This is a genomic window from Actinorhabdospora filicis, assembly GCF_030269765.1.
Lineage (GTDB): Bacteria > Actinomycetota > Actinomycetes > Mycobacteriales > Micromonosporaceae > Actinorhabdospora > Actinorhabdospora filicis.
Window position 1 is genome coordinate 2133417 of sequence record NZ_BSTX01000001.1, and the last position, 25752, is coordinate 2159168.

The 25752-nt window shown below is 71.9% G+C and carries 24 protein-coding genes and 1 tRNA gene; 7 read left to right on the top strand and 18 right to left on the bottom strand.

The window, feature by feature from the left end; all coding sequences use genetic code 11:
- The first annotated feature begins 4 nt into the window (after nt 1-4).
- Nucleotides 5-1372: an MFS transporter gene (locus QSK10_RS09985; protein WP_285662348.1), complete on the top strand. Its 1368-nt coding sequence runs from the start codon at nt 5-7 to the stop codon at nt 1370-1372.
- An 87-nt stretch (nt 1373-1459) separates the two neighbouring features.
- Entirely contained in the window at nt 1460-3307 is a 1848-nt protein-coding gene (locus QSK10_RS09990) for a prealbumin-like fold domain-containing protein (protein WP_285662349.1), read from the top strand.
- Nucleotides 3308-3322: 15 nt separating this feature from the next.
- Here the strand turns inward: QSK10_RS09990 and QSK10_RS09995 are convergent, their stop codons facing one another.
- Entirely contained in the window at nt 3323-3916 is a 594-nt protein-coding gene (locus QSK10_RS09995; protein ID WP_285662350.1) for a dihydrofolate reductase family protein, read from the bottom strand.
- A gap of 361 nt (nt 3917-4277) precedes the next feature.
- Nucleotides 4278-4353: transfer RNA gene (locus QSK10_RS10000), tRNA-Thr, on the bottom strand.
- Between the two features lie 93 nt (nt 4354-4446).
- Here QSK10_RS10000 and QSK10_RS10005 point away from each other — a divergent pair.
- The 3 genes from QSK10_RS10005 (at nt 4447) to QSK10_RS10015 (ending at nt 8015) form a co-directional block, all read left to right on the top strand.
- Nucleotides 4447-4671 (top strand): DUF1737 domain-containing protein, encoded by a 225-nt coding sequence (locus QSK10_RS10005; RefSeq protein WP_285662351.1) that lies wholly within the window; start codon nt 4447-4449, stop codon nt 4669-4671.
- 51 nt (nt 4672-4722) lie between these two features.
- The gene (locus QSK10_RS10010; RefSeq protein WP_285662352.1) at nt 4723-6318 is read left to right on the top strand and encodes a metallophosphoesterase; all 1596 of its coding nucleotides are present in this window, start codon (nt 4723-4725) and stop codon (nt 6316-6318) included.
- A gap of 131 nt (nt 6319-6449) precedes the next feature.
- The gene (locus QSK10_RS10015; protein WP_285662353.1) at nt 6450-8015 is read left to right on the top strand and encodes a hypothetical protein; all 1566 of its coding nucleotides are present in this window, start codon (nt 6450-6452) and stop codon (nt 8013-8015) included.
- 80 nt (nt 8016-8095) lie between these two features.
- Here the strand turns inward: QSK10_RS10015 and QSK10_RS10020 are convergent, their stop codons facing one another.
- The 8 genes from QSK10_RS10020 to QSK10_RS10055 form a co-directional block, all read right to left on the bottom strand.
- Nucleotides 8096-8728 carry a GNAT family N-acetyltransferase gene (locus QSK10_RS10020; protein WP_285662354.1) on the bottom strand — a complete coding sequence of 211 codons (633 nt, stop codon included), beginning with the start codon at nt 8726-8728 and terminating at the stop codon, nt 8096-8098.
- Nucleotides 8725-9354: a GNAT family N-acetyltransferase gene (locus QSK10_RS10025; RefSeq protein WP_285662355.1), complete on the bottom strand. Its 630-nt coding sequence runs from the start codon at nt 9352-9354 to the stop codon at nt 8725-8727. Before QSK10_RS10025 ends, QSK10_RS10020 begins: the two co-directional genes overlap by 4 nt.
- A gap of 41 nt (nt 9355-9395) precedes the next feature.
- On the bottom strand, nt 9396-9752 hold the full coding sequence (locus tag QSK10_RS10030) for a hypothetical protein (protein WP_285662356.1): 357 nt from the start codon (nt 9750-9752) through the stop codon (nt 9396-9398).
- A 290-nt stretch (nt 9753-10042) separates the two neighbouring features.
- A complete protein-coding gene (gene hemB / locus QSK10_RS10035; protein WP_285662357.1) occupies nt 10043-11044 on the bottom strand; it encodes a porphobilinogen synthase in 1002 nt (333 codons plus the stop codon).
- Nucleotides 11045-11116: 72 nt separating this feature from the next.
- Entirely contained in the window at nt 11117-12697 is a 1581-nt protein-coding gene (locus QSK10_RS10040) for a bifunctional uroporphyrinogen-III C-methyltransferase/uroporphyrinogen-III synthase (protein WP_285662358.1), read from the bottom strand.
- Nucleotides 12694-13647 carry a hydroxymethylbilane synthase gene (gene hemC / locus QSK10_RS10045; protein WP_285662359.1) on the bottom strand — a complete coding sequence of 318 codons (954 nt, stop codon included), beginning with the start codon at nt 13645-13647 and terminating at the stop codon, nt 12694-12696. The genes QSK10_RS10040 and hemC overlap by 4 nt, the downstream gene beginning before the upstream one ends.
- 79 nt (nt 13648-13726) lie before the next feature.
- On the bottom strand, nt 13727-15109 hold the full coding sequence (locus tag QSK10_RS10050; RefSeq protein WP_285662360.1) for a glutamyl-tRNA reductase: 1383 nt from the start codon (nt 15107-15109) through the stop codon (nt 13727-13729).
- A complete protein-coding gene (locus QSK10_RS10055) occupies nt 15106-15900 on the bottom strand; it encodes a redox-sensing transcriptional repressor Rex (RefSeq protein WP_285662361.1) in 795 nt (264 codons plus the stop codon). The genes QSK10_RS10050 and QSK10_RS10055 overlap by 4 nt, the downstream gene beginning before the upstream one ends.
- A 326-nt stretch (nt 15901-16226) precedes the next feature.
- On the opposite strand from QSK10_RS10055, the gene QSK10_RS10060 reads away from it, so the two are divergent.
- Nucleotides 16227-17087, top strand: a complete 861-nt coding sequence (locus QSK10_RS10060) for a phosphotransferase (protein ID WP_285662362.1) — start codon at nt 16227-16229, stop codon at nt 17085-17087.
- Nucleotides 17088-17328: 241 nt separating this feature from the next.
- Here QSK10_RS10060 and QSK10_RS10065 read toward each other — a convergent pair whose 3' ends face one another.
- The 3 genes from QSK10_RS10065 to QSK10_RS10075 are packed head-to-tail and all read right to left on the bottom strand — an operon-like array spanning nt 17329 to nt 19134.
- Nucleotides 17329-17829 (bottom strand): DinB family protein, encoded by a 501-nt coding sequence (locus tag QSK10_RS10065; RefSeq protein WP_285662363.1) that lies wholly within the window; start codon nt 17827-17829, stop codon nt 17329-17331.
- 5 nt (nt 17830-17834) lie between these two features.
- The gene (locus QSK10_RS10070) at nt 17835-18614 is read right to left on the bottom strand and encodes a GNAT family N-acetyltransferase (protein ID WP_285662364.1); all 780 of its coding nucleotides are present in this window, start codon (nt 18612-18614) and stop codon (nt 17835-17837) included.
- Between the two features lie 46 nt (nt 18615-18660).
- A complete protein-coding gene (locus QSK10_RS10075) occupies nt 18661-19134 on the bottom strand; it encodes a DUF4267 domain-containing protein (RefSeq protein ID WP_285662365.1) in 474 nt (157 codons plus the stop codon).
- Nucleotides 19135-19369: 235 nt separating this feature from the next.
- On the opposite strand from QSK10_RS10075, the gene QSK10_RS10080 reads away from it, so the two are divergent.
- Nucleotides 19370-20209, top strand: coding sequence for a TetR/AcrR family transcriptional regulator (locus QSK10_RS10080; RefSeq protein WP_285662366.1), 840 nt, complete (start codon nt 19370-19372; stop codon nt 20207-20209).
- Between the two features lie 519 nt (nt 20210-20728).
- On the opposite strand, the gene QSK10_RS10085 is transcribed toward QSK10_RS10080, so the two are convergent.
- From QSK10_RS10085 to QSK10_RS10105, 5 genes are all read right to left on the bottom strand, one after another.
- Entirely contained in the window at nt 20729-21604 is an 876-nt protein-coding gene (locus QSK10_RS10085) for a M23 family metallopeptidase (protein ID WP_285662367.1), read from the bottom strand.
- 705 nt (nt 21605-22309) lie between these two features.
- Nucleotides 22310-22927, bottom strand: coding sequence for a response regulator (locus QSK10_RS10090; protein ID WP_285662368.1), 618 nt, complete (start codon nt 22925-22927; stop codon nt 22310-22312).
- Nucleotides 22924-24090 (bottom strand): sensor histidine kinase, encoded by a 1167-nt coding sequence (locus QSK10_RS10095; RefSeq protein WP_285662369.1) that lies wholly within the window; start codon nt 24088-24090, stop codon nt 22924-22926. The genes QSK10_RS10090 and QSK10_RS10095 overlap by 4 nt, the downstream gene beginning before the upstream one ends.
- Entirely contained in the window at nt 24048-24842 is a 795-nt protein-coding gene (locus QSK10_RS10100; RefSeq protein ID WP_285662370.1) for an ABC transporter permease, read from the bottom strand. Before QSK10_RS10100 ends, QSK10_RS10095 begins: the two co-directional genes overlap by 43 nt.
- Nucleotides 24842-25675 (bottom strand): ABC transporter ATP-binding protein, encoded by an 834-nt coding sequence (locus QSK10_RS10105; RefSeq protein WP_285662371.1) that lies wholly within the window; start codon nt 25673-25675, stop codon nt 24842-24844. Before QSK10_RS10105 ends, QSK10_RS10100 begins: the two co-directional genes overlap by 1 nt.
- Between the last annotated feature and the right edge of the window lie 77 nt (nt 25676-25752).

The window sequence follows — 25752 nt, forward strand, 5'->3', positions numbered from 1 at the left end:
GACCATGAGTAAGCGGGACTGGGGCGTGCTGTTCGTCCTGTGCGGGGCGATCTTCCTCGAAGGCATCGATGTGGCGATGCTGAACGTGGCCCTTCCGGCGATCCGGGCGGATCTGGGCATGAGCACCGGCGGCCTGCAGTGGGTGATGAGCGCCTACGTCCTGGGTTACGGCGGTTTCATGCTGCTGGGCGGCCGGGCGGCGGACCTGTTCGGGCGGCGGCGGATGTTCGTGCTGTGGCTGACGGTGTTCATCGCCTTCTCCGGGCTGGGCGGTTTCGCCTCGGAGCCGTGGATGCTGATCGCGGCCCGTTTCGTGACGGGTGTCGCGGCGGCGTTCATGACCCCGGCGGGGCTGTCGATCATCACGACGTCCATTGAGGAGGGCGCCAAGCGGGACAAGGCGCTGCTCATCTACTCGGGGACGGCCGCGGGCGGTTTCTCGGTGGGCCTGGTGATCGGCGGTCTGCTGACCACTGTGGACTGGCGGCTGGTGTTCTTCGCGCCGGTGGCGCTGGCGGTCGTGATCCTGGTGGCGGCGCTGGCGCTGGTCCCGAAGGCCGACGCCCCGGAGCGCTCCGGGAACCGGATCGACCTGGCGGGCGCGGTGTCGGTGACGGCGGCGATCGTCCTGCTGGTGCTGGGCGTGGAGCGCGCAGCCGGGGCCCCGGTGGTCCAGACGGTCGCGACGGTCGCGGCGGGCCTGCTGGCGCTGGCGTTGTTCGCGGCGATCGAGCGCAAGGTGAAGGAGCCGCTGGTGCGGCTGTCGATCCTGCGGGACGGGCGGCTGCTGCGCGGCAACCTCGCGGCGATGCTGTTCGCGGGCGCCTTCGCCGCCTTCCAGTTCACCGTGGTGCTGTTCCTGCAGGAGCTGCGCGGCTGGTCTTCGCTGCAGGCGAGCCTGGCGATGCTGGTCATCGGCATCGACGTGATCCTGGCGCCGACGCTGACGGCGAAGCTGGTGGCCCGCTTCGGCAACGCCCGGGTCGCCGTGGGCGGCCTGGCGGCCGCGGCCCTCGGCTACGCCGCCTTCCTGCCGGTGGCCCCGGACTGGACCTACGCGGCGATGCTGCCGTCGTTCCTGCTGATCGGGCTGGCGTTCTCGCTGGCCTACGGGCCGCTGACGATCGCGGCGACCGAGGGCGTCCCCGAGGCCGACCAGGGCCTGGCCGGCGGGCTGTTCTACACCGCCTTCCAGTTCGGGACGGCGCTCGGCCTGGCGGTGGCGACCACGGCGAACGTCGCGCTGGGCGGCTCGTCGATGCTGGACGGCCTGCGCGGCGCGCTGGTGGTGCCGGTGGCGATGGCGGTTCTGGCGGCGGTGATCGCGGTGCCGGGCGCGCGGAGCAGGCGGGAGGCCGTCGCGGTGGCGTGAGGCGTCCGGCGGCCCGGGAGGAGACTCCCGGGCCGCCACACGTCCGTTCGTCCCGTCCTTATAGTTCGATATGTCTAATATCTCCACATGCGGCGTCTCATTCTTCCCGCTCTCACCGCCGTGACCGTCCTGCTCGCCGCTCCCGGAGCCGCGCACGCCGATCACGCTCAGATCCAGGTGACCTTCGCGGCCCGCGAGTGTCCCGAATACTCCGACATCATGGCCAACAAGGCCCGCAACAACATCCAGGAATCCCTTGAGGATCTGGGCAAGGACTCCACCTACGGCAACGGCCAGCCGGTCGACGCCGATCTGGAGGCGCGCGAGAATCCCGCGTGCAAGCCGCTCACCGGCTGGACCCTGACCCTCGGCAACGGCATCGGCGGCAAGAAGGACGGGCTCACCGTCATCTCCGGCTCACCGGTCGCCACGGTCAAGACCGCCGCCTCCACTCCGCAGCTCGACCCGCAGGGCCGCGCCACGGGCAAGACCCTGCGAGGCGCGACCACGCTGACACTGACCGAGCAGCAGTTCAAGGACGCGCAGAACTACCGGCTGACCGCGCAGGGCGGCACCAAGTCCGACCCCCTGAACACCGCCGACTTCGGCAACAAGTACTCCTTCGGGACCCTGCGCTGCGCCATCGACAACCGCAACGCCGACAACATCGAGTACATCAACTTCCCCAGCGGCGTCCGGCACGTCTTCTGCTTCTACTACGCGGTGGCCAAGCCGCCCGAGCCCGGCACCATCGTGGTCCGCAAGGAACTGCCCTCGGGCTACACCGACTCCGGGACGGCCTTCTACACCGGGAACGTGTCCTACGAGGCGGGCGGGAAGTTCCAGATCGACCTCACCGACGGGCAGCCCAATCAGGTGAGCTTCCGCCGCAACGCCACCGGAGCCGGTGACGACCCGTGGACGTTCACCGAACACAACACGCCCGGCTGGGACATGCGCTCGCTCACCTGCGCGTCCAGGAACGGCGACAGCGTCCCCACCGTCACCGGCAAGACCGCGTCCATCGTCCTGGCCGCCGGGGACACCGTGACCTGCACCTACGTCAACGAGCGGGTCACCACCCGGCAGATCACGCTGTTCAAGCGCACCCTCGACGGCTTCGGCGGCCCCTTCAAGATCTCGGTGAAGGGCCCCACCGGGCAGGTCGTCGACCTCGGCGAGGTGAGCACCACCCAGGAGGGCGTCGGCGTGGAGGCCGGTGGCCGCGACAACCTCCCGGCCGGCGAGTACACCGTCACCGAGATCTTCCCTCAGCCCACCGCCGCCGGGCACTGGGAGGGCGTCGGCCTCCAGTGCAACGGCGTCGCCAAGCAGCAGGGCCCGGCGCCCGTGACCACCCAGCCGACCGCCAGCTACAGCGTCTACCTCAACTCCAACAGCGAACTGAACTGCGTCCTGACCAACCGGTGGACGCCCGACGGCTCGATCACGCCCGTCAAGATCACCAAGGGCGGCACCACGACGGCCGAGTTCGCCGTCCTGCCCCTGGACGACCCACCGGGCGGCGCCCAGGCCCCGCTGCCGCCGATGCACACCAAGGTCACCACCGACAAGGAGAACACCGCCAAGGCCGCGCCGCCCATCGGCGGACTGGCCACCGGCCGCTACACGCTCACCGAACTGGCCATGGACGACGGGCACTGGAAGCTCACCGACGTGTCCTGCCCCGGCGGCGAGATCGGCCCCGACGGCTCGGTCACCGTCGAGCTCACCGAGGACGCCCCGGACGTCCGCTGCACCTTCACCAACGAGCGCCCGCGTGAGCCCAGCCCCTCGGTCAAGCCCACCCTGCCGCCCACCGGCGGCAGCGAGGCGCCCCGCCCGCTCACCGTGATCGGGCTCGCCGCCATCGCGGCCGGCACGATCGCCTACCTCGCCGCCCGCAAACGCCGGGCGAAACGCGAGGACGCCTAGTCCCCAGCGGCGCCCTCATGCCCTCCGGTCGTAGACCAGGCAGAGGGCGCCGCTCTCCGTCGGCCGCGACCCGGTCAGCGTCCACGAGGCGGCCACACCGTCGGCGAACAGCCGGTCCCCGCCGCCCACGACCTCCGGGCACAGCGTGATGCTCAGCCGGTCGACCTCCCCGGCCGCCAGCAGCGCCCGGATCACGCTCATGCTGGCCAGGACGACGATGTCGCCCCCCGGCTCCTTCCGCAACCGGGCGACCACCTCCGCCGGGTCCTCCGCGGTCAACCGCGTGTTGGGAAAGTCGGCCTCGGCGCGGGTGGTGGAGAAGACCACCTTGTCCACCGCCGTCAGCCACCGCGAGAACTCCCGGCCGCGCTCATCGGCGTCCGGGTCCTCGGCCACCGCCGGCCAGTAGCTCGTGAAGCCCTCGAAGTTGACCCGCCCCAGCAGCGCGGTCGTGGCCGGCGAGGTCACCGCGACCATGTGGTCCTGCGCGCCGGAGGTGATCGCGTGCGGCACGATCCAGCCCATGTCGAAGGGCCCGGCGGGGCCGCAGACACGGCCGTCGAGGGAGAGGGAGAGGTTGGCGATGACGGTGCGGGGTTCGTTGCTCATGACCACTGGTCGGAGCCCGGCCGGGGATTTCGACACGGGTCGCGGGAGAAGTTCCAGCGGTGCCCTCCCCGCCCCTCCCAAGGCCGGCTCACCACCGCCGACCCGGCCCGCGACGTCCTCGGCGGCTACTTCGCCGACCAGCTGCCCGGCGAGCTCGCCCGCCGCCCCCACGGCGCCGCCGCCTCGCCCCGCTACCTGGGCAACCGGCTCGCGCTCCGCGACGGCGACCACACCGGCCTTCACCGACGACCCCGGCCCCACCTTCCAGGCGGCCCCGGCCGACTTCGAGACCCACTGGCGAACGCACTGACCCGGGTACGCGAAAAGGGCCTCCCACCGCTGGTGGGAGGCCCTTTCACGCTGGAGCCGCCTGTCGGAATCGAACCGACGACCTATTCATTACGAGTGAATCGCTCTGCCGACTGAGCTAAGGCGGCCGATGCGAGCGCGAACCCGCATACAGCCGTTGAGTGTACGTCATGGCCGGGACGGACGCGACACAGGTTCCGCTCCCGTGGCACCCTGGTGGCGTGACCCACATCGAGGCGCGCCTGCGCTACCGCGTACTGACCGGGCCCGACGACGCCGAGTTCTGCCGTCGCGTCTCCATCCTGATGGAGGACGGCTACGAGCTGCACGGCTCTCCTTCGCTCACCCATGACGGCCAGCGCGTGATCGTGGCGCAGGCGCTGGTGCTGCCGCCGTACGAGGCGGTGCGCTCGCGGACGGACCGGACGGCCGACCCGGTCCAGTAGGACGCCCGTTCGCGCATCGGCGGGGCGGGCGGCGGGCGTCACAATGGAAGGGTGACGACCCCTCGCCCGCGTTCCCTCGCCCCCGAAGAGCTCGGTTTCGTCCCGCGTCCGCGCGTCTCGTGGCTCTCGCCGCTCTTACTGCTCGGCACGGCCGTGCGGGTGGTGCTGGCGAAGCTGCTGGGCGCGTACCTGGACAAGCGCGAGTTGCAGCACCAGTTCCCGCAGCCGGTCTTCGACCATTCCGAGGGCGAGCTGTGGCTGGACTATGTCGCCGACCTCGGTGACGGTTTCGACGCCACCTACACCGTCGCCGAGCTGATCGGCCGGCCGGAGCTGGAGGTCGAGGGGCGGACGCTGCCGCGCGGGCGGGTGCTGGTCATGGGCGGTGACCAGGTGTATCCGACGGCGTCGTGGCAGGACTACGAGGACCGCTTCAAGGGCCCGTACCAGGCCTCGCTGCCCGCCGGGGACGGCGGGAACCTGTACGCGCTGCCCGGCAACCACGACTGGTACGACGGGCTGACGGCGTTCCTGCGGATGTTCGGGCACCGCCGGTCGGTGGGCGGGCGCGCCACCGACCAGGTGCGGTCGTACTTCGCGCTGAAGCTGCCGGGGAACTGGTGGCTGTACGCGATCGACTCCGAGACCGAGGCGTACCTGGACGAGCCGCAGCTGGACTACTTCGCCGCGGCCGCGCGGGATCTGGCCGCCGGGGACAAGGTGATCGTGGCGGTCTCGCGGCCGACGTGGGTGCTGTCGGCGAGCGATCCGCGCATCTACGACACCGTCGACTATCTCATCAGGACGATCATCACGCCGAAGGGCGCGACGATCCCGCTGATGCTGTCGGGCGACCTGCACCACTACTCCCGTTACGCCACACCGGACGGCTCGCGGCAGCTGGTGACCTCCGGCGGGGGCGGGGCGTACCTGTCGGGGACGCATCAGCTGCCCGACGCGATCACGTGCCCGCATCCGCTCAGCACCGCCCGCAACTCCAGCCCGGCGGAGTCCTTCAGGCGCGAGCACGAGTACCCGACGAAGGCGGAGTCGCGGCGGTGGGCGCTGGGGGTGTTCTGGCGGATGCCGATGCGCAACCCGGGGTTCCTGGTCGTGCTGGGCGCGCTCCACTTCGGACTGCTGCTGGCGCTGCTGGGCCCGCCCACGACCGCGGTGGGCGCCGCGGCCGTCCTCTTCGGAGTGTCGGTGGTCTTCGCCAAGCCGACCCTGGGCCCGTGGAAGTGGCAGGCGCTGCTGGCCGGGTTCCTGCACGGCACGGCGCATCTGGGTTTCGCACTGCTGTGCGTGTGGGGCTGGACGCGTTTCGACCTCAATGACTGGTGGCTGTTCCTGGACCTGCCGCTGGCGATGGCCGGGGGGACGGCGCTCGTCGCGGCCTACCTGTACGTCGCCGGGCTGCTCGGGGTCAACACCAACGAGCTGTTCGCCGGGCAGGCCATCGAGCACGCCAAGGGCTTCCTGCGCATCCACATCACCGCCACCGGTGAGGTGACGATCTATCCGATCGCGATCCCGCGCGCCAACCGCGTGTGGCTGGCGAATCCGAACGGCGCGGCCGATGCGCCCTGGATCGTCCCGCAGTACCCGGTTCCGGTTCGGTTCATCGAACCTCCTCTCTCCATTTAGCCACATAGCATCGCCATTCGGACGTCGGCGTAGGAGTTTCGGGTTTTCCCGTAACTCTGCGCCGATGCTCTCGTTGCGCCAGGGTGAGGGCCCTCAATCCCCCTTTGCCCCCGGTGCACTGAGAGGACCGGATGAGCCGTTCAACCGCCCACCACCCACCCTCCGCCCGCCGCGCGGTCTCCGCGACGGCCGCGCTCGTTCTCGGGCTCACCTGGACGATCGCGCCCGCCGGCGCCGCCCAGGCCCGTGACTGCCTCGGCACCACGGTCCTGGCCGCCTCCGGCGCGGAGCTGCTGCGGGTGTCCGCATTGGACCTTCGCGCCTTCGGCGTGAACCTGCCACCGGTCAGCGACAACCGGCTGTCCACCGGCGGCAGCGCGGTCTCCAGTGAGGCCAAGGTCAAGGCCCGCGCCACCGCCGAGCTCTACCAGGGCGACCTGCCGCTGGACGCGCTCGGCCCGGCGTCCTCACCCGGCAAGTCGGTCCTGCAGACCGCCCCGCCCCAGAACGACGCGCCGCAGACCACCGCGATCGCCGCCCGCGACCTGGGCCTGGTGCACTCCGGCGCGGGTGAGATCAGCGCGCGGGCGGTGTGGCCCAAGCGCCTGGGCTGCGGCGAGTCCGGCGGCCCGATCACCGAGACGCACAGCTCGCTGTCGGACCTGCGGGTCCTGCCCGGCGGGGTGCCGCTGATCGGCCGGGAGGGCGCGAGCCTGCTGGCGCTGCCCGGCACGGCCGCCGCCAGCACCGGCACCGAGCTGGTGCGCACCAAGGCCGGTACCGACGGCGTCGGCGCGCACGCGGCGGCCTCCATGGCCGACCTGTACCTGATGCGCGGGACCACCGCGCAGAGCCGGATCAGGATGCTGGCCGCGCCGACCCTGTCGGTGGTCACCGACGGGACGAAGAAGAACGGCTCGGTCACCTACACCGCGCCGCTGCTGGAGATCCAGAAGCCGGGCGGCGGCACGCTCAAGCTCGACAGCCCCGAGAAGTCGGTGGAGTACGGGCTCCCGTCATCGTCCCTTCTGGAGGGTGGCGGGCCGCTCGGCCGCAACCCGCTGTCGGGGCTGCTCTCGGTCCTCCTGGGCGATCTGGGCCTGCCGTCGCTGGGCTCGGCGTCCACCGAGGGCCTCCAGATCCCGGCGATCCGGCCCGAACCCGACCCGAGCCTCCCGGTGCCGGGCCTCGCCGGGACCGGGCTGCCCGATCTCGGCCTCGACTCCCTCGGCCTGTCCGGGCCGGACCTGCCCAGCGAGGCGCCGCCGTCCACCGGCACGGCCGAGGCCGCCGATCTCGCCGAGCTGCTCACCGTCCGGCTGAGCCTGGGCACCGTGCGCTTCACCGTCTACGACCGCGCGGTCGTGGCCGAGGCGTCCTCGATGCGGGTGCAGGTCTTCGCGAAACTGCCCGGCGGGGCGCGGTTCCCGGTGCTGGACGCCGGTATCGGCCTGCTCAGCGCGGCCGTCGCGCTGCCCGCGCCGATCCGGGCGGAGTCCTCGCCCGCACCCGTCCCGAGCCTGTCCACGACCCGGCTGGGCACCGACGCGCCCAAGTCGGTGGACGTGGCCGGCAAGTCCGATTCCCTCGCCCTGACCGGGATCGGCGGGGTCCTGACGCTGCTGGGCGTCGGCGTCCTGCTCGTCATCGCCGGTCGCGGCATCCACCTCCTCGCCAAGCGGCGCGGGGGCGACTGAGCCACCACTCGCACGACGAGGGGCCCGCCGGACGCTTCCCCCGGCGGGCCCTCTCTATCTCACAAAGAACAGGCCGCGCCCTACAGGCCCAGCAGCGGCAGGCAGGGCTCCAGGCCGTGGATCTCCACGGGGACGCTCCGGTGCCGCTTCCAGTCCGCCCGGCTCAGCCGCAGGCCGGTCATGATCCGGCGGCGGCCCTGGACGGCCATGACGCGCATGCCGTCCTCGCGGTAACCGAGCTTCTCCGACACCCGCAGCGAGGCCGGATTGTCCACATAGGCCGCCGAGGTGGCCCATTCGGCGCCCAGGCCCGCGAAGGCCAGGTGCAGCACGGCCGCGCGCATCTCGGTGCCGATGCCCTTGCCCTGGAACCCCCGGCCCAGCCACGAACCGGTGCCGGTCTCGCGGGTGATGGCGAAGTCCTCGCCGCCGATGTCCTGCTTGCCGACGACCTCGCCGTCCTTGATCACGGCGAAGGGCAGCGACCAGCGCGCGGGTGTGATCCGGCTCAGCTGTCCCCAGTGGAAGGTGACCACCGAGCGCGCGACCTCTTCGGGCGTGCCGTCGGTCCACGGGACATTGAAGGGCAGGTTGCCCGGGTCGTGGATACCGGCCCCCGCGACCGCACCCATCTCCTCCAGTTGCCGCTCGTCGGGGAACCGCAGTTCGAGCCGGGGAGTGGTGATCCGCAGATCCAGTAGCGGAAAGGTCATCGGTCTACTCCGAGTTCGCTCAGGCAGGTCTCCAGGCCCTCGATCTCGATCGGGAAAGGGGGAGCCCAGTCTTCTTTGGACATTCTCAGGTTCACGGTCACGGCCCTTTCGCCTTTCACCGCGCCGATCTCCTCGCCATTGCGGTGATAGCCGAGTTTGCCGGAGACCGCCGCCGAGGCGAGGTTGTCGGTGTGGAAACCGGATTCGGCGTAATCGGCGCCGAGTCCGGTGAAGGCCAGGTGCAGGATGGCCGCGCGGGCGTGCGTCCCGAAACCCCGGCCGTGGAAGCGCCGGCCGATCCACGAGCCGCTGCCGACGGTGCGGGTGACCGCGAAGTTCCGGGCGCGCAGGCGCTGGTGGCCGACGGGCTCGCCGTCGTGGAAGACGGCGAACGGGATGCCCCAGTCCCCGGGGGTGTTCCGGCCGAGCTGGGCCCAGGTGTTCTGCACGACGCTGCGGGCGCGCTCGGCGGGCGGCAGGTCCGTCCAGGGCACCTGGAACGGCATGATCGCCGCGTCGTGGACACCGTCGGCGGCGACCTCGCCCAGGCGCAGCAATTCAGCGGTGCCGGGAACCCGCAATTCGACCAGTGGAGTGCGCAATAGCAGTCCGTGCAAGGGGAGCATGCCCCATCATCGGCCGGGCCCGGGTGATCTGTCGCGCGCTTTTAACAGGCGTCCATGCCCGGGAACGGATCGGTGTAGGTCCAGACACTGACGGCCTCGACGTATCCCCAATTCCCGGCCCGGTCGCCGTAGGTCAGATACCAGACATTGTTGCCACCGGAGTGCGTTATCCCGCGCACCCAGCACTTGAAGTAGCTGGGATTGCTGTCCAGCCGGTCGACGATCGGCCAGCTCGGGCCCGGGGCCGCGCGCAGCGCGACACCGGTGGCGTTGCCGCAGTAGAGCCCGCCACCGCTGGTGTGGCAGGGCGGGTTCGCGGCGGCGGTGCCCGGCAGCAGGAGCGCGGCGGCGGCGGTGACCACGGCGATCGCGGCGGGCAGGCGGACGGGTACGGACATGCGGATCCCTTTCGGCGCACGGGGTCCGGTACATACTGCGACAATGAGACTACTTCACGTGTCCGGACACGGACACGCGGTATGTCGGGAATCCGTTAGTACGCCAGGGTTTCAGCGGACCAAAGGGGGCAAGTCGTCCTAATCGGACGCTTGATCATGGGTAAAGAAAGAACCCGGCCGTAGCCGGGTTCTGGAAATGCTGTGCCGGCCGTGGCCGGGTTCTGGAAATGCTGTGCCGGCCGCAGCCGGGTTCTGGAAGTACCGTCCGGCCGTGGCCGGGTCGAAGAGGGTCAGTACCCGGTCCGCAGCAGCTCCGCCAGCTCCTCGGCCCAGTACGTGCAGATCATCTGCGCGCCCGCGCGCTTGATCGACGTCACGCTCTCCACGATCATGCGCTCGCGGTCGATCCAGCCCTTCTCGGCGGCGGCCTCGATCATCGCGTACTCGCCGGACACCTGGTAGGCGGCGACGGGCACCTCCGACTCGGCCGCGACGCGGGACAGGATGTCCAGGTAGGGACCGGCGGGCTTGACCATGACGATGTCGGCGCCCTCGGCGATGTCCAGCCGGACCTCCCGCAGCGCCTCGGTGGCGTTGGCCGGGTCCTGCTGGTAGGTGCGCCGGTCGCCCTCCAGGGCGCTCTCCACGGCGTCGCGGAACGGCCCGTAGCAGGCCGATGCGTACTTGGCGGCGTAGGCCAGCAGGGCGGTGTCGGTGTCGCCGGAGGCGTCCAGCACACCCCGCACGTGCCCGATCTGGCCGTCCATCATCCCGGACGCGCCCAGCACGTGCGCTCCGGCGGCGGCCTGCGCCAGCGCCATCGAGGCGTAGCGCTCCAGGGTCGCGTCGTTGTCCACGGCGCCGGAAGCGGTCAGGACCCCGCAGTGGCCGTGCGAGGTGAACTCGTCCAGGCACAGGTCGCTGATGACGACGGTGGAGTCGCCGACCTCGGCGATGATGTCGCGGATGGCGACGTTCAGGATGCCGTTGGGGTCGTCGGCGCCGGAGCCGTCGGCGTCGCGCGTCTCGGGGACGCCGAAGATCATCACGCCGCCGACACCGGCGTTGACCGCCGACACGACGGCCTTGCGCAGGGAATCGCGGGTGTGCTGCATAACACCCGGCATGGAGGCGATCGCGCGGGGCTCGCTCAGGCCCTCCCGCACGAACATCGGCAGGACCAGGTCGGCCGGGTGCACGCGGGTCTCGGCCACCGCCCGGCGGAGGGCCGCGGTGCGGCGCAGGCGGCGGGGACGGTTGCTCGGGAAGCCTCTACCAGCCGAAAAGGACACGTGTCCACCTCCAGAAGCGGGGCGCGCGACTCCGGTCTCAACCACGCGGAGTGGCGCGCCCCCGAATCAGGTCTATCGGAACCGTAGCGCGGTCGGTCCCTGGACCTTCGCGCCCCGGCGGGTCTTCACCGGCGCCTCGGCCAGGCGGCGCTTGAGGTCGTCGGCGTACTCTGCCAGCGCCTCCACCAGATCCGGCACCGTGGAGTGCTCGGGCTGGGCGTCCACACGGAGACCGAACTCACGTGCCGTCTCGGCCGTCGCGGGGCCGATGACGGCCACCACGGTGCGGGCGTGCGGCTTGCCGGCGATGCCGACGAGGTTCCGCACGGTCGAGGACGAGGTGAACAGGACCGCGTCGAAACCGCCGGACTTGATCGCGTCGCGGATGTCGGCGGGCGGCGGGGCGGCCCGGACGGTCCGGTAGGCGGTGACGTCGTCGATCTCCCAGCCGCGGTCGACGAGACCGGCGGCGAGGATCTCGGTGGCGATGTCGGCGCGCGGCAGCAGGACGCGGCCGACGAGGTCCAGGATCGGGTCGTGCGGCGGGAACTCGTCCAGCAGGCCCTCGGAGGACTGCGGGCCGGACGGGACCAGCTCCGGCTCGATGCCGAAGGAGCGGACCGCGTCGGCGGTGGCCTCGCCGATGCAGGCGATCTTCACACCGCCGAAGGAGCGGGAGTCCAGGCCGTGCTCCTCGAAGCGCTCGCGGATGGCCTTGACCGCGTTGACCGAGGTGAACACGATCCACGCGTAACGGCCGTCCACCAGGCCCTTGACCGCGCGCTCCATCTGGGCGGGCGTGCGGGGCGGCTCGACGGCGATCGTCGGCACCTCGCAGGGAATCGCTCCGTACGCACGGAGCCGCTCCGACATGGCCCCGGCCTGCTCCTTGGTGCGCGGCACCAGGACCTTCCAGCCGTAGAGCGGGCGGTTCTCCCACCAGCCGAGGACCTCGCGCTCGTCGACGCCGGTGCCGATGGTCAGGACCACGCGGCCGGCGAAGCCGAGGGCGGCCTCCACGAAGGTGTCCACCGTCGAGGTGGTGGTGTGCTGCGTCTCGCCGGTGACGTCGCCGGTGACCGCGACGGGCGTGGCACCGTCCACCGCGCCCGCCAGGAGCACGTCCCGGACGGAGCCCAGGTCGCCGGAGTCGACCGAGAGCACCAGCGTGCCGCGGCCGACGGCGGCCGCGAGGGTCGCCGGGTCCAGGGTCGTCACGTCGTCGACCTCGACGAGCGCGCGGTAGTCGGCGGGCGGCATGCCCGCGTAGGCGGCGGTCGCGGCGGCGTGTCCGACGCCCGGCACGACGTCGAAGGGCAGCTTGGCGTCCGAGACCGCGCGGACCTCGGCGACCACCGAGGCGTGCGGGTAGATGTCGCCGCCGATCAGGCGCACGGGACGGTCGCCGTCCTTGGCGTGCGCGATGAGCTGCTTCGACACGTCGGCCGGGGAGCCTTCGGCGGGCCGCGGCTGGACGCCCTCGCGGACGTGCTCGCGGACGGCGCTCATCAACGGCTCCGGCAGCGACCGGTCGTAGTAGACGTGGTCGGCAGCCGCGATCGCGTCAAGGGCGCGCTTGGTCAGCAGGCCGGGGTCGCCGGGTCCGGCGCCCACGAAGCAGACGCGTCCGACGAGCTTGCGGGCACGGGTCATCTCACACTCTCCAACAATGATTCGGCGCCTTCCTCACGCAGCGTCGCGGCGAGCGCGCGGCCGACGGCCGCCGCGGCCTCTGCTGGATCGGTGGACGCGGGTAGCGTTCCGGTGCCGGAAAGCCGGACGGCGTGCCGACCGTCGAGCTGGATCACGGCTCCGCGCAGGTACAACTCGTAACTTCCATCCTCGTCCTCGGCGACTTCACCGAGGGCGGCGATGGGGGCGGTGCAGCCTGCTTCGAGCGCCGCGAGGAGCGCTCGCTCGGCGGTTACCACCGCGCGGGTCTGGTAGTCGTCGAGCCTTGCGAGCTCGTCGACGAGGGTGGTGTCGGCCGTGCGGCACTCGACGGCCAGCGCGCCCTGTGCGGGCGCGGGCAGCATGAACATGGGGTCGAGGGTCTCGCCGATCTCGCCGAGCCGCCCGAGGCGGGACAGTCCCGCGCGGGCGAGCACCACCGCGTCGAGGTCGGCCGAGGGGCCGGTGACGCGGTTGATGCGGGTGTCCACGTTGCCACGGATGGGGACGCACTCGAAGCCTCGGCCGAGGGCGTTGATCTGGGCGACCCGCCGGGGCGCGCCGGTGCCGATGCGCGCGCCTTCGGGGAGGTCGAGGAGGGTCCGGCCGTCGCGGGTGACGAGCGCGTCGCGGGGGTCCTCGCGGAGGGGGATCGCGGCGACGACGAGCCCGTCGGGGTGCGCGGTGGGCAGGTCCTTGAAGGAGTGGACCGCGAGGTCGATGTCACCGGCGGTGAGGGCGTCGCGGAGGGCGGAGACGAAGACGCCCACGCCGAGTTCGGCGACGGGGGCGTGGCTGCGGTCGCCGGGGGTGCTGATCTCGACGAGTTCGACGGCGCGTCCGGTGAGTTCGCGGACGCGCTCGGCGATCTGGCCGCTCTGCGCGGTGGCGAGGGCGGAGGCGCGGGTGCCGAGGCGGAGGGGCGCGGTCATCGCGTGCCCTCGTCCCGTGCGCGCGCGTGCGCCATCGCCGTGCCTTTCACAGAATTTGCCCCCGTTGGAACGTCTTTCCTCATCTCAGACCGACACCATGCCCCACGGACCCTTGTTCAGGCAAATCGGCGACCGCGCCGGTGACCTGCAGGGCCTCGGCGGTGGTGTGGTCGACGGCACTGTTGGACGTGGCCGTCGTGGCGGAGAGTCCGGCGACGTCGAGGGCGAAGAGTTCGCGGAGGGCGGCGGCGTACTGCTCCCCGCCGGGTTCGGCGGCGAGCTGGCGGACGCGGACCGAGGGCTGGTGGAGGAGCTGCCCGACGACGCGGTGGACGGTGTGGCGCACCTCGGCGGACTGGGCCGCGGAGAGCTCGGGGCACTTGTTGGCCAGGCGTTCCAGCTCCGATTCCATCACCTGGTCGGCGCGCGCACGCAGGGCCGCGACGGTCGGGGCGACCTCGGCGGAGCGGCGGCGGGAGGCGAAGGCGTCGACCTCGGCGGCGACGATGGCGCGGGCGGCGCTCTCGGCGTCGGTGTCGTCGCCGTCACCGCGCAGGGCCTCCTGGAGGGCGGCCATGTCGAGGACGGTGACGCCCGGCAGGTGGGCGACGTCGGCGTCCACGTCGCGCGGGACGGCGAGGTCGAGGACGAGGAGCGCGTTCCTCCGAACGCTGAGGTCGGTGGCGCGCAGCACGATGCCGGTGGAGGCGGTGGCCGACATCACGATGTCGGTGTGCGGGAGGACGTCGGCGATGGCCTCCATGCGGACGGCTTCGGCGTCGTAGGCGTCGGCGAGGCGGACGGCCTTGTCGAAGCTCCGGTTGGCGATGAGGACGCGGCCCGCGCCGGCGCGGCGGAGCGTCGCCATGGACAGCCCGCCCATGGCGCCGGCCCCGATGACCAGGACGGTGGCGCCGTCCACCGGCACGCCGCTGCGGGCGGAGCCGATCTCCAGCGCGGCGGAGACGACGCTGCGGCCCCGGTCGTCGATGCCGGTCTCGGTGTGGGCGCGTTTGCCGACGCGCAGGGCCTGCTGCATCAGCTCGTGCAGGGCGCGGCCGGTGGCGTCCTGTTCGCGGGCGGCGTCGTAGGCCGAGCGCAGCTGCCCGATGATCTGGGACTCGCCCAGCACCATCGAGTCGAGCCCGGCGGCGACGGTGAAGGCGTGCGCGACGGCGTCGGCGCCGTGCCGGACGTACATGTGCTCGGCGAGGTGGTTGACGTCGGTGCCGGTGTGCGCGGCCAGGACCCCGGCGATGTCGGCGAGGCCGCCGTGGAAGGCGGTGACGGCGGCGTAGATCTCGACCCGGTTGCAGGTGGACAGCACGACGGCCTCGCCGACGTGCGGTCTGGCCAGGAGCTCGTCGAGGAGGCCGGGGAGGGCGTCGGGGGTGACGGCGAGTCGTTCCAGCAGTGCTACCGGCGCGGTGCGGTGTGAGGCGCCGATGGCGAGGAGGTTCATGCGTTCTCCGCCTGGTCCGAGAAGGCGATGCCGGGCGCGGTGGCCGGTGAAGGTGGCGGGGGGTTCACGGATGCCGTCTTGGGGGACGCCGACTCGGGGGTCGCCGTGCGCGCAGTCGCCTTGCGGTGTTCGTGGAAGGACAGGATCTGCAGTTCGATGGCGAGATCCACTTTCCGCACGTCCACGCCCTCGGGTACCGACAGGACGCAGGGGGCGAAGTTGAGGATGCTCGTCACTCCTGCTTCAACGAGCATGTCAGCTACCGGCTGCGCCGCATGGGGTGGTGTGGTGAGCATCGCTATGGAAATACCCTCGGTGACCACCACATCGGCGATCTCGCTCACGTGCCGCACGAGGAGTCCGCCGATGGTCTCGCCCAGGCGTCCCTCGTCGATGTCGAAGAGGGCGGCGATGCGGAAGCCGCGCGGGGAGAACCCGGCGTACCCGGCCAGCGCGTGACCGAGGTTGCCGATGCCGACCAGCGCCACCGCACGGTTCTCGGTGAGGCCGAGGACGGTGGAGATCTGCGAGGTGAGCAGTTCGACGTCGTAGCCGACGCCGCGCGTCCCGTAGGAGCCGAGCTGCGAGAGGTCCTTGCGGAGCTTGGCGGCGTTGATCCCGGCGGCGGCGGCGAGGTCCTCGCTGGACACCGTGTCCCGGCCGATCTCGGCGAGCGCGTGCAGCGCCCGCAGGTACTCGGGGAGGCGCGCCACGGTGGCCTCGGGCAGGTCGAGCTCGGCGGATCCGGCCGAGGTTTTACGTCGGGACGTTTGCCGCTTGTCCTCGCTCAATGGGTCTCCGGGTGCACTCGTTCGTCGCCCTCACCACGCCGGGAAGGCCACCGCGGCCCCAGCGTAGGCGCTTGTGAACGCGTGCACAAATCGGGATCTTGGGGGTTGGCCGCGAGATCACAGTGGAAAGCAGCGTCCGCCGCCTCACTCGGCGTGATCAAGGACAAGCCCCCGCGGCACGAATGCCATCCAGCCTTGAACCCGCTCACCGGGGCGGACGCTGCCTGATGATTATCACCCGAAACGCCCCGTAATGACGGGAATCCGGGGCGACTCGCGGGCTAAATCTATGGCGCGTCCGCCGATCGGGTGTTCATGCTCGCCGGATGCTGACCACTGATCCTCCGAAAGAGGCCCTCGACTGGGTCGCCTCGCTCATGTCGGCGCCGGTGACCGGAGTCCGCGTCCTGGGCGGCGGCATGCACGCCGCGACCCATCGCGTGGAGACCGGGGCCGGGCCGGTCGTCATCCGCCGCTTCGAGCCGGGCGACGACGCCGCCCTGCGCGAGGAGCGGGTCCTGCGCCTCATCGACGGCCTCGGCGGGCTCGCGCCGCGCCTGGTGGGTGCCGACCCGTCCGGCTCGCTGTTCGGGGAACCGGCGGTGGTGATCACCGTCGTGCCCGGCGGCGGGAACATCACGCCGGTGGACGTCGGGGACTGGGCCCGGCAGCTGGCGCGCGCCCTGGCCGCCCTGCACGCCCTGCCGATCCCCGAGGGCTTCCCCAACCGCATGGACGGCGTCCCTGCCCCCGAGCACCCCCGTGTGGTGGAGCGGCTCGGCGTCCTTCAGGCGCAACCGCACGTCCTGTGCCACGTGGACTTCTGGTCGGGGAACACGGTGTGGGAGGGCGAGACCCTGTCCGGCATCGTCGACTGGACCTCGGCCGGGACCGCGCCGCGCGGGTACGACGTGTCGTGGACGCGCGATGACATCGTCCTGCTGCACGGGCCGGAGATCGCCGACGTGTTCCTGGCCGAGTACGAGGCGGCGGCCGGGGTGAGCGTGGAGGAGATGTACTACTGGGACCTGTGGACCGCGCACCGGACCCTGCCGCACGTGGGCGGGTGGTCGAAGGGGTACGTGGACCTGGGGCGGGCGGATCTGACGCCGGAGGAGCTGGTGCGGAGGAAGACGGCCTGGCTGGCGGGGCTTGAGGCGGGGTCCGGGGTCACCGCCGAGGTTTGAGGTGGCGGGGTTCGGTCCGCCGAATCCGGCCCGGCGGCCCGGCGCGCGAAGCACCGGAACATGTTTCAGCCGCCTTTGACCTGAGCCGGAGCCACCACGCCCGAGTCGTCCGCATGCCGGGCGATGGGCAGGGGTCGCGTTCGCCCCGGCGGGGCGGGATCCGGCCCCACCGGTAGAGCGCACGCCACATCCGTGGCGTGCGCTCGCACGTTCTCGGCGTCTTTCGCCGGGCCCCGGCGTCCTACTGCCCCGTCGCCCCGTCCGTCAGCTCGCGGATCAGGTCGAGGTGCCCGCAGTGCCGCGAGGTCTCCTCCAGCATGTGCGCCACGATCCACCGCAGGGCCGCCGGGCCCTTCGGGCCGCCCCGCTGGGCGAGCTCGTCCCAGTCGCGCCCGGCGATCAGCTCGCGGGAGCGGGCGCACACCGCGTCGTACTCGTCGAGCAGTTCCGCCAGGGGCCGGTCGAGGGCCAGGGACATCTCGCGGTCGGGTTCCTCGTCGGTCCACGGGAACTCCAGGTCCGCGCCCAGGAACACCGCCTCGAACCACCAGGTCTCCACCCAGCGCAGGTGGTGGACGAGTCCCTTCACCGTCATGAGCGGCGAGGTGGCGATGAGCGGGCGGGCGGCGTCCTCATCGGACAGTCCCTCGCACTTGGCCCGCACGGTGGCGCGGGAGTAGTCGAGGAGGGTGTTCAGGGTGTCCACTTCGGACCAGGTCTCGGGCCGCATCGTGCGTTCCATGCGTCTCACTCCCCCGCGAGCAGGTAGTCGACCTCACGGCCGTAGGCGGTGAAGCCCGCCCGGCGCAGGATCGGGCTGGACGTCCCGGTGCGCGCCTTGACCAGCGCCAGGCGCCCGCCGCGCTCGGCGGCGTCGGCGAGCCGGGCCCGCAGCAGGGCGCGGTAGGCGCCGCGTCCCCGGTAGTCCTCCAGGACCGAGCCGCCCCACAGCTTGACCACCTCACCGTCCAGAGTGGTCCCGGCGTGGCCGACGGGCTGGCCGTCGGCGTAGGCGAGGTAGCGGAAGACGGTGCGGTCCTCGCCGGCCTCGACCTGGCGGGCCAGGTCGGCGATCTCGCCGTCCCGGAACTCCTGCGTCGGCGGGTTGGTGCCGAAGACGGCCGAGGTCACCGGGTAGACGTCGGCGAGCAGCTCGGGGGTGTCCACCCGGACGACGTCCACATCGGACGGCACGGCCAGGTCGGGGACGCCGAACTCCAGCTCGTAGGCGATGACGTCGAGCTCCTCGGCGACCTCGGCGCCCTGCGCCACCAGCTCCCCGGCCAGATCGCCGGTGGCCTCGTTGGTGGTCCAGAACGTGGGGACGTCTCCGGCGAGTTGGCGGACGTGGGCGATCAGCGCGGCGGTGGCCATGCCGTCGGTGGCCTCGGCGCGGTCGACGGTCGCGCGGCCCCCGGAGATCACCACGGTGGCGTGCTCGCTGGTTCGCGTCTCGGCGTCGTAGGGCGTCCACCGCCAGGCGGCGGCCGCGGCCAGGACGTTCTGGCGGTTCCAGGAGGTGCTCATGCGGTGATCTCCGTCGATGAGGGGGCGGTTGCGCAGACCATACGTTTTACGCGCTCGTGGCGGCGGGGATTTTCGCGGGGGTGGCCGCCACCTGGTCCGAGACCTTCCGGGGCTTCTCGTTGATGGCGATGACGACGCCGGTGGCGAGCACGAACAGGGCGGTCAGGGTGTGGATGAACAGCGCGGCCGCGACCGACCCGCCGTGCGAGAGGACGACGGCGGCGTCGGTGAACGGGATGAACGAGCTGGCGATGTAGACCCAGCCCAGCGCCCGGGTCTGCCGGGTGGCCAGCAGCGTCAGGAAGATCAGGCCGGAGGCGATGTCGCGCGCCCCCTTGAGGCGCAGGAAGCCCTCCCCGTCACCCTCCGGCCAGGACGCCAGCCCGAAGGTCGGCGCGGTCGACTCGGGGAAGAAGAGGTAGGAGATGCCGATGTAGAGGATGAACAGCGCGCCGAGTCCGGCGGCGATGTGCGAGGCGATGGCGAGGGGGCGGTTCTTGGGGGTGGTGATGACGGACATCGGGGGCTCCTCGGGTGGTGGTGTCGCCGGTGGTCGGGGGTGGTGCCGGTGGACGTGTTGCCGATGTCCTGCCGGCGAGGGTTCTTCTAGTGCCGCTCCCTTTTCTAGCGGCGCTAGCTCGTTGCCAGGAGAACGCTAGCACCGCTAGCCGAGCGCTGTCTAGCGTTGCTAGAAGTTTTTTCTTCGGCATGTCTTCTAGCGTCGCATTGAGAGCTAGCAATGCTAGGCTCCGGGCATGAGCGCACATGACATCCGGGCACCGCACGCCGGTCCACCGCCGGGCGCGCCGGACCCGTCCGGCCCACCGCCCACCTCGGCCCCGCCACAGCCCTCGGCTTCAGCCCCGGCCCCACGCGGGCGCGGCCGCGCGTCCACGGAGGACACCGCGTCCCGCAAGCGGCGGCAACGCGCCGACCGCCATCGCGCGATCATCGCCGCCGCCCGCGAACTCGCCGAGACCGAGGGCTGGGAGGCCGTCACCACCCGCCGCCTCGCCCAGCGCATCGAGTACAGCCAGCCCGTCCTCTACAGCCACTTCGCGGGCAAGGAGGCCATCCTCGGCGCCGTCGCCGTCGAGGGCTTCCGGGAGATGAGGGACCACCTCCGCGCCGCCCGCCTCACCGCCCCCTCGCCCGGCCTCGTGCCGGACGCGGTCGCGGGGGCGTACCTGGACTTCGCCATGGCGAACCCGGCCCTCTTCGAGGCGATGTTCACGCTCCCCAACGGCCTCGCCTTCGGCACCCCTGAATCACCGGGAGAACTCGTGGAAGCCTTCGGAGAGATGGTCACCGCCTTCGGTCCCCTCGCAGCGGACGAGGACGTGGAGACCTTCGTGGAGCTCGCCGTCAGCGCCCTCCACGGCCAGACGGTCCTCGGCATGGCCGGCCGCCTCCGCCCGCGGGTCCGCGAGCAGCGCCTGGCGATGCTGATGCGCGTCCTCAAACACGGCGACGAGACGACGGCCGCCCCCGTGCGGGCGGACCCGCGCTGGAGCGAAGGCGGCCGGGTCACCTCGATCGCCCGGCCGGACGCCGTACCGCCGCGGCGCGACGGCTCCGGCGAGCGGAGCGGGTGAGGCGCGGCCCGGCGGGTGTGCTGCCACGGTGCGGGGAGGCGAGTGACCACACCCCGGCGAAGCCCCACGGCGGATCGGAGCCGCGCCGGGAACCGCACCGCGGGCGACCTCACCGTCCTCGCCGAAAGCACGTGAAGCCCCACCGCGGCATGACGAGCGCACGGCACAAGGGGCGCTGGGACCTGAGGTCAAAGGGCTCCGTGGCGGGCGGGACTCCATGGCCCGCGGGGTCCAGCACACGAGGTCCTGCGGCGCACCGGTCCTGAGGTGCACGGGTCCGGCGCGCGGGCATCGAGGCGGCGGCAAAAAGGCGGCCCACCCGTCACCGGGTGGGCCGCCTCCCCATCAGGAACACAAGGCCTTCGATCCCCGATCACCCGGTCCCGCGGCCGGTCGATCGATCGACGTCTCCTCGTCTCCGGCCCGCGCGCTCTCGCACGCGCGCGGGGCCGTCTCCCGGGTCGTCCCGGGCCGCCGTCGTACCCACGCGGCCCGGTGCCCGGGAAGCGTCGCCGTGCCTCAAGCGCAGTGCTCGGAGGGGCTGTTGTACGCGACTCCGCTCACCGAGCCGCCCCATTTCACGCAGCCGGGCGCGTAGGCGCGCACCGGACCGGCGTACCAGCCGAAGTTGCCGGAGTCGGTCACTCTCGACGCCCCGTCCGGTTCCAGGTAGGACGAGGTCGCGGTCGCCGTGTCGAGGCTGCGGTGCTTGAGGGTGACCACGCAGTTGTACTTGCTGGACGCGTTGTACAGCAGGTAGACCTTGCCGTAGCTGACGCCGCCGGACACCAGTCCGGCCTCGTCGATCTTGTTGTAACCGGCGCCGCAGAGGTCCTGGGGGCTGTACAGGTTGCCGCCGCATTCGTTGCCGCTGGTGTAGTCCCTGGTCCCCCAGTACAGGGCGGCCGAGCCCTGGAAGGAGATCCGCACCGACGAGCCGTTGGTCCGCTGCTCGTAGTGGAGGTGCGGGCCGGTCGATCCGCCGGTGGTGCCGACGTAGCCGATGCGGGTGCCGTAGTCGACGCGGTCGCCGACGGACACCGTCCAGCTCTGCAGGTGCGCGTAGAGGGACGAGTAGCCGCCGCCGTGGTCGATCACGACGTAACGGCCGTAGCTGGTGCCGCCCAGGTCGCGGACGGTGGTAACGGTGCCGGGCGCGCTGGCGGCGACGACATCGCCCTCGTCGTTGGCGCGGTTGAAGTCGATGGCGTTGGCCGGGCTGTGATTGCTGCGGGTCTGGCCGGACCACACCTGGCCGCAGGGGAACGGCAGCTTGTGGTTGGGCGCGGCCAGCGTGGACGCGTCGGCCTGCGCGGACGCGGCGGCCGGGACGGCCAGGACCGCGCCGAACACGACGGCCACGGCCACCTTGGCCAGACGATTGCGAAGGGTCATGCCGGAGACCTCTCTCGATCGGGCAGTGCCGGATCAGTGAACCGAGGCGCGATACAAAACCGATACAAGCCACCGGAACCGCCCGGCGGCACGGCGAGTGGTGAGGCCACAGTGGACGGCCGCCCGGCGAGCGCGGGGTGGCGTGGGACCGCCGGGCGAGGGGGGATCGGGCGGTGAGCACGCCTGGCGAGGCCCACCAGCGAGGAGAGGCCCGAGACGGTCGAGTGGGCATGGAATCGAACGCCATGTGCACCGCGAGCGCGAAAGCCCACGACCGAACCCGGCTGAGAAGGGGAGAACCCGGCTGTGCCGCCGAGCGCACCCGGCCCCGGCGGGCATGGACCACTTGGAACCGCTCGCCGACGATGGCGGCCCGCCGCGATTTCGGCGACCGGCCACCCGGGGAGCACGCCGAGGCCGCGCCCGCGCGGGTCATGACCGGCCCGGCCGGGGATCACGGCCGAGCGCACCCGGCCCCGACGGGCAAGGACCACCTGGAACCGCTCGCCGACGATGGCGGCCCGCCGCGATTTCGGCGACCGGCCGACCACCCGGGGAGCACGCCGAGGCCGCGCGGGTCATGGCCGGTCCGGCCGGGGATCACGTGGGCCGGCGGGATCGAGGTGATGCACGGTCGGCGATGCCGGTGGCCGACCGCGACACGCTTCGACCTGGGCAAATGTGGCAGCCAGGCCGTGCCGCCCCTCAAACCCGCAGGATCCCCCGCCGGATCGCCGTCATCACCGCCGCCGTCCGGTCGGTCACCCCCAGCTTCCCGTACGCCCGCAGCAGGTGCGTCTTCACCGTCGCCTCGCTGATGTGGAGCCTGCGGCCGATGTCGGGGTTGCTCATCCCTTCGGCCACCAGGCGCAGGACCTCCACCTCGCGCGGGGACAGGGTGTCGTTCTGGGGCGCGCGGACGGTGGCCATCAGGCGGGCGGCGACCGAGGGGGCCAGGACGGTCTCGCCGCGGGCGGCGGCGCGGATGGCGGACACCAGGTCCACGCCGGGGCTGTCCTTGAGCAGGTAGCCGACGGCACCGGCCTCCACGGCGCGGAGGATGTCGGCGTCGGTTTCGTAGGTCGTCAGGATCAGGACCCGGCGGTGGGGCCCGGCGATGGCGCGGGTGGCCTCCACGCCGCCGCAGCCGGGCATGCGGAGGTCCATGAGGACCACGTCGGGCGACGCGGTGGCGGCGCGGGCGATGGCCTCCTCACCGGATCCGGCCTCGCCCACCACTTCCACGTCCTCGGCGGCGGCGAGGATGCCGGCCAGCCCGGCGCGCACGACGGGGTGGTCGTCGACGATCAGGACCTTGATCACGCCGGTACCTCCACGGTCACGGCCGTTCCCTCGCCGGGACGGCTCCGCACGGTCATCTTGCCGCCCACCTCGGTGGCGCGGCCGCGCATCCCCGAGAGCCCGAAGCCGCCGGTGGCCGCGGCGGGGTCGAAGCCGGGGCCGTCGTCGGTGACGGCGAGGCGCACCGTTTCCTCCAGAAAGGACAGTTCGATGTGGACGCTGGCGGGCCCGGCGTGCTTGCGGACGTTGGTCAGCGCCTCCTGCCCCGAGCGCAGCAGCACCACCGCCACCGGCGGCGGCAGCGGGCGGGGGACGCCGGTCACCGCCACCCGCGCGTCCCCGGCGAGGCGGCGGACGGCGTCCTCCAGGCCGCCGTCGAGGACGGGCGGCTGCATGGCCGACACGATCGCGCGGGCCTCGGCGAGGTTGTCGCGGGCGGTCTCCTCGATGAGGTCGAGGTGCCGGTGGACGGCGTCCGGGTCGCGCTCCAGGGAGGCGCGCAGGGCCTGCGCGAGCATCACGATCGAACCGAAGCCCTGCGCGAGGGTGTCGTGGATGTCGGCGGCGACGCGCTGGCGCTCGGCGGCGACCCCGGCCTCGCGGGACAGCCGCGCGACCTCCTGCTGGGTGGCGCGCAGCTCGTGGATCAGGTCGGCGCGCTGGAGGTTCTGCCGCACCATCGAGCGCGACCAGGATCCGCTGACGAGAGTGATCGCGGCGATCGCCAGGGACAGCGGGATCATGTCCAGCGGGTCGCGCCCGCCGAGGTACCAGCCGAGGATGGTGCAGCCGTTCAGGAGGAGCGTGACCACGACCGCCGAGAGGGTCGTGCCCAGCCAGAACGCCAGTGACCCGAGCATCATCATCATCAGCGGCGCGCCCTCGGCGACCGTCGCCAGCGCCAGGTACAGCGCGATCATGAGGCCCTGGAAGGCCAGTTCCCTCCACAGCGCGACCGGCTGCCGCGTCGCCAGGCGGCGCCCCACCAGGAGGTAGCAGCCGAAGATGGCGGCCACCAGGACCACGATCCAGACGCGCCTGGCGGCGGTGTCGGCGGAGATGGCGGACAGGACCGCCGTCAGCACCGACACCACCAGGTACATCACGTCCCACCAGATGTACCGGCGCCACAGGGTCTCGGTCATCGGGTCCGGGCGCTGCGCCATCGGAATGTCATCATGCACAGGACCAATCCTGCGACGGTCCAGCCGAGCAGTACCAGCGCCACCCGCCCCAGCTCCCAGGAACCGGTCGCCTCCTGGGCCTGCGCGAGGTCCGGCAGCAGCGCCGAGCGGAAGCCCTGGGCCAGCCACTTCAGCGGGAACACCGCGCCGATGTCGGCCATCACCGGGGGAATCGAGCCGGGGACGATGTACACCCCGGAGACGAAACCGAGCAGGGTGTAGATCACCGACATGATGATCGCCGCCGAGCGGGCCGAGCGCGCCAGGCCGCTGGCGGCCATGCCGAGCAGGCTCCAGCAGGTCACCCCGAGCAGGAACAGCCAGCCCAGCCGCAGCCAGTGCCCGGCGTCGGTGGGCAGCTTCATGTCGTAGAGCAGGACGGCCAGGCCCAGCATCAGCGCCAGCTCCACCACCGAGATCACCAGCACCAGGATGATCTTGCCCATGAAGTAGGAGACCTTCGGCATCGGCGTGGTCCGCAGGCGCTTGAGGGTGCCGTCGTCGCGTTCGGCGGCGATCGAACCGCCCAGGTTGACGAAGGACGTCGACACGATCGCCGAGGCGGCGATGGACGCGGCGAACACGTGGCTGAGGTTCAGCCCGTCACCGAGGTGCTGGTCGTAGATGCCGCCCAGCATCAGCAGCAGCAGCGCCGGGAACGAGAAGGTGAACATGACCTGGCCGATGTCGCGGCTGAAGTCCCTGATCTCCATCAGGCCGCGCGACAGGCCGATCGTGACGGTGCCTGGCATCAGTTCTGCTCCTTGATCATCGCGAGGTAGACGTCTTCGAGGGACGGGCGGCGCACGTTGAGGCCGGGCACCTCGCCGCCGTAGTGGGCGGCGAGCTTGGTGACCAGCGCGGTCGGCTCCTCGGTGCGCTCGGCGCCGTCCCGCCAGGTCACCTCCACGAGGTCACCGGCGGCCGCGCGCAGCTCGCCGACCGTCCCGACGGCCTCCACGACACCGGACGCGATGACCGCGACCCGGTCGGCGAGCGCCTCGGCCTCACCGAGGTAGTGGGTGGTCAGCAGGATGGTGGTGCCCTCGCCGGACAGCAGCCGGATCAGCTCCCAGAATCGCTGCCGCGCCTCGGGGTCGAAGCCGGTGGTGGGTTCGTCGAGGAACAGCAGTTCGGGGCGGCCGATGATGCCGAGGGCGACGTCGACGCGGCGGCGCTGGCCGCCGGAGAGTTTGCCGACGCGGCGGCGGGCGTGTTCGGTGAGGCCGACGGCCTCGATGACCTCGGCGGGGTCGCGGGGGTCGGGGTAGTAGCCGGCGAAGTGCCGGACGGTCTCGGCGACGGTCAGGGTGGCCAGGTCGGAGGCCGACTGCATGACGACGCCGACGCGGGCGCGCCAGGCGCGTCCGGCTTTGGCGGGGTCGACGCCCAGGACGGAGACCTCGCCGCCGTCGCGGGGGCCGAGCCCGGCGAGGATCTCCACGGCGGTGGTCTTCCCGGCGCCGTTGGGGCCGAGCACGGCCAGGGTCTCCCCCTTGTGGACGGTGAGGTCGACGCCGTGCAGGACCTTCACGTCACCGAAGCGCTTGGTGAGTCCTTCGACTCGGATCGCGGTATCGCTCATGCCTTAAGCCTCGGGCCGCGACGGGCCCGGCACTGACGGCCGGTGGTCGTAAATCCGGTGTCCACCGATCGGTGGAC